Genomic DNA, 10957 nt, shown 5'->3' with positions numbered 1-10957 from the left:
CGGTTCCCCAGGAACCGGGGGCCTTCCCCCGTCCTCAGGCGGTCGCCGCGGCTGCCGCCTCCGCCTCGGCCCGGCGCCGGGCCCCCTCGGCCGCGCGGCGCTTACCGAACCACGCCGTCCAGACGGCGAGGACGCCGAGGACCCCGTAGATCATGATCGGGCTGAGGGCCACCATGGTCGCGGTCGGCAGCAGGTACGCCAGCGCGATGCGGGCCAGTGCCTCGGTGACGTAGGCCACGCCCCAGACCAGCGTCATCGTGCGCATGGTGGAGCGGAAGCCCTCGAACTGCCACATGCCGTTCCACCAGGCGGTGCCCGCCGGGGTGCCGTCGGTCGCGAACTTCCGGCCGAAGTAGAACATCAGCGGGCGCGGGGCCAGCAGGGTGCCCAGGCAGAGCAGCCCGAACAGGCCGGTCACGCCGGAGTCCTTGACCAGCAGTGCGCGGGCGGTGTGCGCGCCGACGAGCGAGACCACCGCCGTGATCACCAGGAAGACCAGGGTCACGACGGCGAATTCGTCCAGCTTGCGACGCCAGGCGATCATGATCGCGCCGTCCAGTACCGGCCAGGCGCTGCTCATGAGCAGGGCGGAGAACTCGGACCAGCCGTGGTCCTCGGTCAGCGTGTTGTAGGTGATGATCGGCGCGATGACGTTGAGCCCGATCGTGAGGATCCAGCCGATCGCTGTGGCGCCTCCCGAGCGGGCCGGCTTGGTGGGTGCGGACATGGTTCCCCCTGGGAGCTTCTGCGGTCGTGGTGCGCGAGCACGTTAGTCATGCGCAGAACAAGGAAGGGGAAACTCCGACCCAAGTGATCTTCAAGGAGTGGGCGGTCCTCGCTGTTCAGGCCCTGAGGGCCCGTTGCACGAGGGACACGACCGCGGTGAAGGCCTGCTCGGCGTCCGGGGCCGACCAGTCGGCCGCGTGGGCCGGGTTGTGGAAGCGGTCCGTGGCGTGGAAGACCGCGCGGGCCGTGGTCGGGACGTCCGGTTCCGGCACCGTGAACAGGCCCTCCCGGTGGCCGTCCCGGAGGATCCCGGCGATCTGCTCGATCAGGTGCTGCTCGTGCCGGTCGACCACGGCGCTGTTCTCGCCGATCAGGACCTGGAAGGTGGCCATCAGCTCCGGGTCGCCGCCCGCCTTCTTGCGCTTGAGGGAGAAGAGGGCCGTGAGCCAGTCGGCGAGCCGCCGGTCCGCGGGGCCCTCGGCCTCGACGTAGGGGCGGAGCGCGACGATGGTCCGCTCCAGCCACCGCTCGGTGACCGCCTCGCGCAGTGCCGCCTTCGTGCGGAAGTGGCGGTAGACGCTGCCGTGGCTGACGCCGAGCACCCGGGCCACGTCGACGACGGTCGCCTTGGCGGGGCCGTAGCGTCGCAGCACCTCCTCGGTGGCTTCGAGGATGCGCTCTGCGGTCAGGGTCTCGGTGGCGGCCATGGCATGACAGTACCCGTCAGCGCTCGCTGTCCAGATGGGCCATCTGGGCCGCCGGGTACCGCTCGCCGGCCGCTGCGCCCGCCGGGACGGCCTCCTCGAACGCCGCCAGGTCGGCGGCGTCGAGCGTGACCTCCAGGGCACCGAGGGCCTCTGCGAGCCGGTCCCGGCGCCGGGCCCCGACGAGCGGCACGACGTCGACGCCGTGCCGGGGGCCCTGGGCCAGGACCCAGGCGATCGCCGCCTGGGCGACCGTGACGCCCCGGGCCTCGGCGACCGTGCGCAGCCGGTCCACCAGGTCCAGGTTCCGGTCGAGGTTCTCGCCCTGGAAGCGCGGGGACATCCCGCGGAAGTCACCGGGGCCGAGCGTGCGGTCCCGGGTGAAGTGGCCGCTGATCAGCCCCCGGGACAGCACTCCGTACGCGGTGACGCCGATGCCGAGCTCACGGGCGGCGGGGAGGACCTTCTCCTCGATGGACCGGGAGATCAGCGAGTACTCGATCTGGAGGTCCGCGATCGGGGCCACGGCCGTTGCCCGGCGCAGGGTGTCCGCGCCGACCTCGGAGAGGCCGATGTGCTTCACGTGTCCGGCCGTGACCAGCTCGGCGATGGCTCCGACGGTCTCCTCGATCGGCACGTCCGGGTCGACGCGGGCGATCCGGTAGATGTCGATGTGGTCCCGGCCGAGGCGCTGGAGCGAGTAAGCCGCGAAGTTCTTCACCGCGGCCGGGCGGCCGTCGTACCCGGTGAAGCCGCCCTCGACGGTGCGGAGGGCGCCGAACTTCACGCTGGTCAGGGCCTGCTCGCGGGCGGCGGCAGGGGCGGTGCGCAGGGCTTCGGCGATCAGGAGCTCGTTGTGCCCCATCCCGTAGAAGTCGCCCGTGTCGAGCAGGGTCACCCCGGCGTCCAGGGCTGCGTGGATGGTGGCGATCGACTCGGCCCGGTCGCTCTCGCCGTACAGGGCGGACATGCCCATGCAGCCGAGGCCGAGCGTGGAGACGGCCGGGCCGGTGGTGCCGAGCGGGCGGGTGGGGACGGAGTTCCGCGGTGCAGTCATGCAACAACAATGACATGACCGATGACAGATTTCAATATCTGTCACTTCACCGTGCGAGGGAGCCGCAGGCCCAACAACAGCGTCAGCGCCACCACTCCCAGCTGGACCAGCAGCGTCGTCCGCAACGCCGCACCCATCTCGGCGGGCGTCGAGGCCAGCGACAGGAAGAGCGATCCCAAGGTCGCCACGCCGAGCGTCAGGGCCGACTGCTGCATGGTCACCATCACCCCGCCGCCCACGCCCGCCCGCTCCGACGGGACCTCGGAGAGCACCACCCGGAAGAGCACCGGCAACTGGAGCCCCTGGCCGAACCCGGCCACCGCCATGCCCGGCAGCAGATCGGCCGCCGAGAGCCCCTGCCAGTCGTGCCCCACCGACCAGGCGATCGCGGCGATGCCGAGCCCCTGGAGCAGGGCCCCCACCGGCACGACCCGGGTGCCCCAGCGCCGCACCAGCCGGGGTCCCGCCAGCGAAGCGCCGAAGAACGCGAGGGCCATCGGCACCAGCGCCAGACCGGAGGTCACCGCCCCCATGCCCAGACCCTGCTGGAGCGCCACTGCGATCACGAACATGAAGCCGCTGAAGCCCAACGAGAGCGGCAACACCACCAGGAGCCCGCGCCGCAGCGACACCAGGGCCAACAGGCTCGGCGGGACCAACGGCGTGGTACCCCGGCGATCCGCCCGCCGCTCCACCCACCAGAAGGCGCCGGCCGCGAACGGGAACACCGCGAGCGACACCCACGTCCACAGCGGCCAGCCGGCCGCACGGCCCTCCGTCAGCGGTGCCAGCAGGGAGAGCAGCGCGACCGCGAGGAGCACCGTGCCCGGCACGTCCACCGGCGCCGGCCGGTCCGAGCGGGTCTCCGGCACCGAGCGGACGGCGAGGACCAGCCCGGCCACGGCCACCGGCACGTTCACCAGGAACACCGCACGCCAGCCGGAGCCCGCGAGGTCGGCGGTCACCAGCACCCCGCCCAGGATCTGGCCACCCGCCATCGAGAGGCCGCCGGTCGCCCCGTACAAGCTGAGCGCCCTCGCCCGCCGCGGCCCCCGGGTCGCGGAGTGGATCGTCGCGAGCACCTGCGGCAGCATCAGCGCCGACGCCGCACCCTGGGCGACCCGGGCCGCGACCAGCGTCCAGGCGTCGGGAGCGAGCCCGCAGGCGAGCGAGGTCAGACCGAAGGCTGCCATGCCGACGAGGAAGAGCCGCCGTCGGCCGAAGAGGTCGCCGAGCCGCCCGCCGAGGACGAGCAGCACCGCGTACGGCAGGCCGTACCCGGCGACGACCAGTTCGAGGAGTGCCGGGCCGGCGGCCAGGTCGCGGTCGATGGCCGGCAGGGCGACGTTGACGATGAAGAAGTCGATGAGGGGGAGCGCGGCGCCGAGCAGGACGGTGAACAGGCCCAGGGGGCCGAGCACCGTCGCCGGCCGGTCACCGGTCGGGACGGGAGCGCGGACGGAGAGGGAGGTCGAAGTCACGCAACCGAGCTTCCGACCCCGCTCAGTCTGGTACCAGAGTGTCTTTATCCTGGTACAAGGAGTACCTGGAAACCGGCTGACCGCCCCGGCACGCTGGAGGCATGACCGTCATGGCGATGAGCCCGCCCGGAGCGGCGACGATCGTGACCGGAGCGGCGGAGGGCATGCCCTCCGCCCCGATGAGCGAACCCGATGTGCGCCGCCACGAGCTCGCCGCCTTCCTGCGCAGCCGGCGCGAGCGCATCACCCCCGAGGAGGTCGGCCTGCCGAGGGGCCCGCGCCGCCGCACCCCCGGCCTGCGCCGCGAGGAGGTCGCGCACCTCTCGGCCGTCGGCGTCACCTGGTACACCTGGCTCGAACAGGCCCGGAACATCCAGGTGTCCCCGCAGGTCCTGGACGCCCTCGCGGGAGCGCTGCTGCTCGACCCCACCGAGCGCAGCCACCTCTTCGCCCTCGCCGGACACGCCGACCCGCACCCCGAGGCACCCTGCGCCGTCGTCACCCCCACCCTGCGCCGCCTCCTCGACCAACTGGAGCCGGTGCCCGCCGCGATCCAGAACAGCCGGTACGACTTCCTGGCCTACAACCGCACCTTCGGGCACCTCTTCCGCGACCTGGACGCGCTGCCCCGCGAGGACCGCAACACCCTCTGGCTGGCCTTCACGGACCAGGAGTTCCGGGCGGCGGTCACGGACATCCCCGAGGTCGCGCGGCTGCTCGCCGGGAAGCTCCGCGCCTCCATGGCCGAGCACCTGGCCGAGCCCGCCTGGAAGGCCCTCGTGCGACGGCTCGAAGAGGCCTCGCCCGAGTTCCGGGACATCTGGGCCCGACGCGAGGTGGTCGCTCCCGGCAGCCGCATCAAGCTGGTGCGCAACCCCAGGGTCGGGCTGCTCAGCTTCGAGCACACCAACCTGTGGCTCGGCCCGAACGCCGGCACCCACCTCGTCACCTACGTTCCCGTGGACGAGGCCACCCAGGCGGGAGTGGCCCGTCTGCTCGACCTGGTGGTCCGGGAGCGGGCGACCGCGGCGGCTCAGGACGAGGGCGCCCCGGCGGCGGTCTGAGCCCCGCCCGTCGGACCGCCCTCGGCACCGCCTTCCGCCGTCAGGCAGCGTGCCGTTCGCTCGGCCGTGCGCCGCGCCCACGTGCCGCTGGTCAGTGCCCCGACCCCCAGCACGGCGAGGCCGCAGCCGGTGATGATCCAGTAACCGGGGCGGGCCGCCGCCACGAACGTCTCCGGGTGCGGCGCGGCACCGACCCCCGCCGCCAGGACCGCGCCGATCACCGCGACCCCCAGGGTCTGTCCGACCTGGCGGCTCGTGGAGGCCACTGCCGCCGCCACGCCGGCCTGCGCCCGGGGCATCCCGGAGACGGCCGTGTTGGTGATGGGGGCGTTCACCAGGCCGAAGCCGATGCCGAAGAGCACGTACCCGGTGAGGAGCAGCGGATCGCTGGTCTCGGCCGCGAAGGCGGCGAAGAGCAGTGGCCCGGCCGCCATCGCCGTTCCCGCGAGCAGGAGCGAGGGCCGCGGCCCGCGTGCTGCCGTGAGCCGTCCCGACAGCGGGGCGAAGACGAAGGTCATGCCGGCCATCGGCAGCATCCAGAGTCCGGCGTCCAGCGGGGAGAGCCCCCGCACGTCCTGGAGGTACAGGGTGTTCAGGAAGAGGAAGCCGCCCAGCGAGGCGAAGGCGCAGACCGCGATCACGGTGGCTCCGCTGAACGGGGCGCTGCGGAAGAACCGGAGGTCGATGAGGGGCTCGCGGCGCCGGGGCTCGTAGCGCAGCAGTCCGACGAGCGCGACGGCCGCGAAGGCGGCGAAGAGGGGGTCCGTCTCGATGATCGCGTACGTCAGCGAGCCGAGGAGCGCCGCCACCAGGAGCTGCCCGACGGGGTCGGGGCGCCGCGGCCGGGGCGCGCGGGACTCGGGGACGTACCGCAGGGTCAGGAGCAGCGCGGCGAGGGCGACCGGGAGGTTGACCCAGAAGATCGCGCGCCAGCCGACCGACTGGACGAGCAGCCCGCCCACCAGCGGCCCGGCGGCCATGGAGACGCCGACGACACCGCCCCAGATCCCGATGGCACGCGCGCGTGCGGCGGGCTCCGTGAAGGTGTTGGTGATGATCGACATGGCGACCGGGTTCAGCATCGACCCTCCCACGGCCTGCACCGCCCGGAAGGCGACCAGGGCCTCCAGGTTCGGGGCGAGGGAGCAGAGCAGCGAGCCCAGTGCGAAGACGGCCAGACCGGTGACGAAGACCTTCCGGCGGCCGATCCGGTCGGCGGTGGACCCGGAGAGCATCAGCAGGGAGGCGAGGACCAGGGTGTAGGCGTCGATCGTCCACTGCAGGCCGGGGACATCGGCGTCGAGTTCGCGCCGCATGACGGGCAGGGCGACGTTGAGCGCGGTGTTGTCCAGGCTGACGATCAGCAGGCTCATGCAGCAGATCGCGAGCACGACCAGCCGGCGACCGCGTGTGAGCTCGGGCATGTGCGGATCGTACGGCCGACGGGAAGTCCGTGCCGTACGGGACAATGGGCTCCATGACCGTGTTCACCCCCCTTGCCATCGGGCCGCACACCGTGCAGCCGCCGGTGGTGCTCGCCCCGATGGCCGGCATCACCAATGCCCCCTTCCGTACCCTCTGCCGTGAGTTCAGCGGCGGCAAGGGGCTGTTCGTGAGCGAGATGATCACGACGCGCGCCCTGGTCGAGCGCAACGAGAAGACGATGCAGCTCATCCGCTTCGACGCGTCGGAGCAGCCGCGCTCGATCCAGCTGTACGGGGTGGATCCGGTGACCGTCGGCAAGGCGGTGCGGATGATCGTCGACGAGGACCTGGCCGACCACATCGACCTGAACTTCGGTTGCCCGGTCCCCAAGGTGACCCGGAAGGGCGGGGGCTCGGCGCTCCCGTACAAGAGGCCGCTGCTGCGGGCGATCCTGAACGAGGCCGTGGGCAACGCGGGTGACCTGCCGGTCACGATGAAGATGCGCAAGGGCATCGACGACGACCACATCACCTACCTGGACGCGGGCCGGATCGCGGTCGAGGAGGGGGTCACGGCGATCGCCCTGCACGGGCGGACGGCGGCCCAGCACTACGGCGGCACGGCCGACTGGGACGCGATCGCGCGGCTCAAGGAGCACGTGCCGGAGATCCCGGTGCTCGGCAACGGGGACATCTGGTCAGCGGACGACGCCCTGCGGATGATGCGCGAGACGGGCTGTGACGGCGTCGTCGTGGGCCGTGGCTGCCTGGGGCGTCCGTGGCTCTTCGGGGACCTGGTGTCGGCCTTCGAGGGCACCGGTGAGTACGCACAGCCGGGGCTGCGGGAGGTCGCGGACGCGATGGTGCGGCACGCGCGGCTGCTCGGCGAGTGGCTGGGGGACGAGGCACGCGGTGTCATCGACTTCCGGAAGCACGTGGCCTGGTACTTGAAGGGCTTTGCCGTCGGCTCCGAGATGCGCAAGAAGCTGGCGATCACCTCCTCCCTGGACGAGCTGCGCGCTCAGTTGAGCGAGCTCGACCTTGATCAGCCCTGGCCGGTGGGGGCGGACGGCCCTCGGGGGCGTACGTCCGGAAACAACCGAGTCGTCCTGCCGGACGGCTGGTTGAAGGACCCCTATGACTGTGCCGGAGTGAGCGAGGACGCCGAGTTGGATACGTCCGGCGGCTGAGATTCGGCTCGTTCGAGGGAGTGATCCTCGCCACCCCTGAGGGGGTTGGCGCTCAGATGAGCAGGTTACGCCCGGCTGTACATCCTGAAGGGGTGGCACTGAGTGCCACCCCTTTTGTGTTCAAGTGTTGAACGCAAGTGGTCCATCAGGCGCTCATGTGAGCGTCTAAGAGCTGGATTGGGTCAACCGGCCTTCGGGGCGTGAAAACGGAAGCTTCGCCTCGGAAACTTTCGAAGTGCTGGCGGACGGGTGGTTAAGCCCGCGTGACCGGTAGGCGTACCTCCCCAGAAGCCTTCGATCTGGGTATGTTCCTCGCCGTCAGGGCAGCCAACCGAGTCGTCGAGGAGTCGGGACCCGTGTCGGAAAACAATGATCAGAAGTTCGTGTACGACTTCACCGAGGGCAACAGGGACCTGAAGGACCTGCTCGGTGGCAAGGGCGCCAACCTCGCCGAGATGACCAACCTCGGCCTGCCGGTCCCTCCGGGCTTCACGATCACCACCGAGGCGTGCAAGGTCTACCTCGAGAGCGGCTCCGAGCCGGTCGAGCTCCGCGACGAAGTGAGCGCCCACCTCGACGCCCTTGAGCAGCAGATGGGCAAGAAGCTCGGCCAGGCCGACGACCCGCTCCTCGTCTCGGTCCGCTCGGGCGCCAAGTTCTCCATGCCGGGCATGATGGACACCGTCCTCAACATCGGACTCTCCGACGAGTCCGTGACCGGCCTCGCCCGCCAGGCCGACAACGAGCGCTTCGCCTGGGACTCGTACCGCCGCCTCATCCAGATGTTCGGCAAGACCGTCCTCGGCGTCGAGGGCGACCTCTTCGAAGAGGCCCTCGACGAGGTCAAGGTCGCGAAGGGCGTCGCCAGCGACACCGACCTCGACGCCGCGGACCTCCAGAAGGTCGTGGAGCACTTCAAGGAGATCGTCAAGGCCGAGACCGGCCGCGACTTCCCCCAGGACCCGCGCGAGCAGATGGACCTCGCCATCGAGGCCGTCTTCAACTCCTGGAACACGGACCGCGCCAAGCTGTACCGCCGTCAGGAGCGCATCCCGGGCGACCTCGGCACCGCCGTCAACGTCTGCTCGATGGTCTTCGGCAACCTCGGCCCGGACTCCGGCACCGGCGTCGCCTTCACCCGTGACCCCGCCTCCGGCCACGCCGGCGTCTACGGCGACTACCTGCAGAACGCGCAGGGCGAGGACGTCGTCGCCGGCATCCGCAACACCGTGCCGCTGGCCGACCTCGAGTCGATCGACAAGAAGTCCTACGACCAGCTCATGCACATCATGAGCACCCTGGAGACCCACTACAAGGACCTCTGCGACATCGAGTTCACCATCGAGCGCGGTCAGCTCTGGATGCTCCAGACCCGCGTCGGCAAGCGCACCGCCGGTGCCGCCTTCCGCATCGCCACGCAGCTGGTGGACCAGGGGCTGATCGACGAGGCGGAGGCGCTCCAGCGGGTCACCGGCGCCCAGCTCGCCCAGCTGATGTTCCCCAAGTTCGACGAGACCGCGAAGGTCGAGCAGATCGGCCGCGGCATCGCCGCCTCCCCGGGTGCGGCCGTCGGCAAGGCCGTCTTCGACTCGTACACGGCCGTCAAGTGGTCCCGCTCCGGCGAGAAGGTCATCCTGATCCGCCGCGAGACCAACCCGGACGACCTGGACGGCATGATCGCGGCCGAGGGCATCCTCACCTCCCGCGGCGGCAAGACCTCGCACGCCGCCGTCGTCGCCCGCGGCATGGGCAAGACCTGTGTCTGCGGCGCCGAGGAGCTGGAGGTCGACACCAAGCGCCGCCGGATGACCACGGCCGACGGCCAGGTCGTCGAGGAGGGTGACGTCGTCTCCATCGACGGCTCCACCGGCAAGGTCTACCTCGGCGAGGTGCCCGTCGTGCCGTCCCCGGTCGTCGAGTACTTCGAGGGCCGCATGCACGCCGGCGCCGACGACGCCGACGAGCTCGTCGCCGCCGTCCACCGGATCATGGCCTACGCCGACCGGGTCCGCCGGCTGCGCGTCCGTGCCAACGCCGACAACGCCGAGGACGCCTCGCGCGCCCGTCGCTTCGGCGCCCAGGGCATCGGCCTGTGCCGCACCGAGCACATGTTCCTCGGCGAGCGCCGCCAGTACGTCGAGCGGCTCATCCTGGCCGACACGGACGTCGAGCGCGACCAGGCCCTGGAAGCCCTGCTGCCGCTGCAGAAGCAGGACTTCATCGAGCTCTTCGAGGCCATGGACGGGCTTCCCGTCACGGTCCGGCTGCTCGACCCGCCGCTCCACGAGTTCCTCCCCGACATCACCGAGCTGTCGGTCCGCGTCGCCCTCGCCGAGTCCCGCAAGGAGCCGCACGAGAACGAGCTGAGGCTGCTCCAGGCCGTGCACCGGCTGCACGAGCAGAACCCGATGCTGGGCCTGCGGGGCGTCCGCCTGGGCCTGGTCATCCCGGGCCTGTTCACCATGCAGGTCAGGGCGATCGCGGAGGCCGCCGCCCACCGCATCGACGCCAAGGGCGACCCGCGTGCCGAGATCATGATCCCGCTCGTCGGCACCGTCCAGGAGCTGGAGATCGTCCGGGAGGAGGCCGAGCAGGTCATCGCCGAGGTCCAGGCGCAGACCGGCGTCGAGCTCAAGCTCGCGCTCGGCACCATGATCGAGCTGCCGCGCGCCGCGGTGACCGCCGGTCAGATCGCCGAGGCCGCGGAGTTCTTCTCCTTCGGCACCAATGACCTCACCCAGACGGTGTGGGGCTTCTCCCGCGATGACGTGGAGGCCTCGTTCTTCACCGCGTACCTGGAGAAGGGCATCTTCGGCGTCAGCCCCTTCGAGACCATCGACAAGGACGGCGTGGGCTCCCTGGTCCGCAGTGCTGTCGAGGCCGGCCGTGCCACCCGCCCGGACATCAAGCTCGGCGTCTGCGGCGAGCACGGCGGAGACCCGGAGTCGGTGCACTTCTTCCACGAGGTGGGCCTCGACTACGTCTCCTGCTCGCCGTTCCGGATCCCGGTGGCGCGCCTGGAGGCGGGCCGTGCGGCGGCCGAGGCCAAGGGCAGCGACAGCCGCTGAGACCACCGGGGCCGCCGTCGGTCACCTCTTTGACCCTCACCGACGGGCGGCGGCTCCGGATTCACAAAAGAGGCGGGACGGACACCTTTGTGCGGAGGTGTCCGTCCCGTTGTTTGTTCGTTCGTTTGTTTGTCGAGCTGATGTGAGTCAATGTTCAATTGCGGCCGATTGGATTATTGGCCCTTGAACTTCTTTGATTCTTCAGCGCAAAGAACGGGGCGGGCGCGGCCTCCGGATCCCCAC

General features: G+C 70.9%; 8 protein-coding genes. 3 read left to right on the top strand and 5 right to left on the bottom strand.

Annotated elements, in window-relative coordinates:
* Nucleotides 1-34 precede the first annotated feature (34 nt).
* The 4 genes from ACFW2Y_RS31145 to ACFW2Y_RS31130 all read right to left on the bottom strand — a co-directional run bounded on the left by ACFW2Y_RS31145 (nucleotide 35) and on the right by ACFW2Y_RS31130 (nucleotide 3968).
* Complete coding sequence (locus tag ACFW2Y_RS31145; RefSeq protein ID WP_384885784.1) at nucleotides 35-727, bottom strand: VC0807 family protein; 693 nt, start codon at nucleotides 725-727, stop codon at nucleotides 35-37.
* Between the two features lie 115 nt (nucleotides 728-842).
* A complete protein-coding gene (locus ACFW2Y_RS31140; RefSeq protein ID WP_384885782.1) occupies nucleotides 843-1433 on the bottom strand; it encodes a TetR family transcriptional regulator in 591 nt (196 codons plus the stop codon).
* Between the two features lie 16 nt (nucleotides 1434-1449).
* Nucleotides 1450-2487 carry an aldo/keto reductase gene (locus ACFW2Y_RS31135; RefSeq protein ID WP_384885780.1) on the bottom strand — a complete coding sequence of 346 codons (1038 nt, stop codon included), beginning with the start codon at nucleotides 2485-2487 and terminating at the stop codon, nucleotides 1450-1452.
* Between the two features lie 41 nt (nucleotides 2488-2528).
* Nucleotides 2529-3968, bottom strand: a complete 1440-nt coding sequence (locus ACFW2Y_RS31130) for an MFS transporter (RefSeq protein ID WP_384885779.1) — start codon at nucleotides 3966-3968, stop codon at nucleotides 2529-2531.
* 101 nt (nucleotides 3969-4069) lie between these two features.
* Here ACFW2Y_RS31130 and ACFW2Y_RS31125 point away from each other — a divergent pair, with 101 nt between their 5' ends.
* Complete coding sequence (locus tag ACFW2Y_RS31125; RefSeq protein ID WP_384885778.1) at nucleotides 4070-5032, top strand: helix-turn-helix transcriptional regulator; 963 nt, start codon at nucleotides 4070-4072, stop codon at nucleotides 5030-5032.
* On the opposite strand, the gene ACFW2Y_RS31120 is transcribed toward ACFW2Y_RS31125, so the two are convergent.
* Nucleotides 5002-6456 carry an MFS transporter gene (locus tag ACFW2Y_RS31120; protein ID WP_384885776.1) on the bottom strand — a complete coding sequence of 485 codons (1455 nt, stop codon included), beginning with the start codon at nucleotides 6454-6456 and terminating at the stop codon, nucleotides 5002-5004. The genes ACFW2Y_RS31125 and ACFW2Y_RS31120 overlap by 31 nt on opposite strands.
* A gap of 53 nt (nucleotides 6457-6509) precedes the next feature.
* Between ACFW2Y_RS31120 and dusB the strand changes: the two genes are divergently transcribed.
* Together dusB and ppdK are read left to right on the top strand one after the other, a co-directional pair.
* A complete protein-coding gene (gene dusB / locus ACFW2Y_RS31115; RefSeq protein WP_384885774.1) occupies nucleotides 6510-7646 on the top strand; it encodes a tRNA dihydrouridine synthase DusB in 1137 nt (378 codons plus the stop codon).
* Between the two features lie 356 nt (nucleotides 7647-8002).
* Entirely contained in the window at nucleotides 8003-10714 is a 2712-nt protein-coding gene (ppdK, locus tag ACFW2Y_RS31110; protein WP_384885773.1) for a pyruvate, phosphate dikinase, read from the top strand.
* The last annotated feature ends 243 nt before the right edge of the window (nucleotides 10715-10957 follow it).

The organism is Streptomyces sp. NPDC058877, from assembly GCF_042742855.1.
GTDB lineage: Bacteria > Actinomycetota > Actinomycetes > Streptomycetales > Streptomycetaceae > Streptomyces.
Note: the sequence above shows the minus strand (reverse complement) of the source record. Positions and strands in the feature narration are given on the sequence as shown.

Bases quoted from the DNA above. Each gene is read 5' to 3' on its own strand.
- ACFW2Y_RS31145 (WP_384885784.1), bottom strand. From the start codon at position 727: ATGTCCGCACCCACCAAGCCGGCCCGCTCGGGAGGCGCCACAGCGATC.
- ACFW2Y_RS31140 (WP_384885782.1), bottom strand. From the start codon at position 1,433: ATGGCCGCCACCGAGACCCTGACCGCAGAGCGCATCCTCGAAGCCACC.
- ACFW2Y_RS31135 (WP_384885780.1), bottom strand. From the start codon at position 2,487: ATGACTGCACCGCGGAACTCCGTCCCCACCCGCCCGCTCGGCACCACC.
- ACFW2Y_RS31125 (WP_384885778.1), top strand. From the start codon at position 4,070: ATGACCGTCATGGCGATGAGCCCGCCCGGAGCGGCGACGATCGTGACC.
- ACFW2Y_RS31120 (WP_384885776.1), bottom strand. From the start codon at position 6,456: ATGCCCGAGCTCACACGCGGTCGCCGGCTGGTCGTGCTCGCGATCTGC.
- dusB (WP_384885774.1), top strand. From the start codon at position 6,510: ATGACCGTGTTCACCCCCCTTGCCATCGGGCCGCACACCGTGCAGCCG.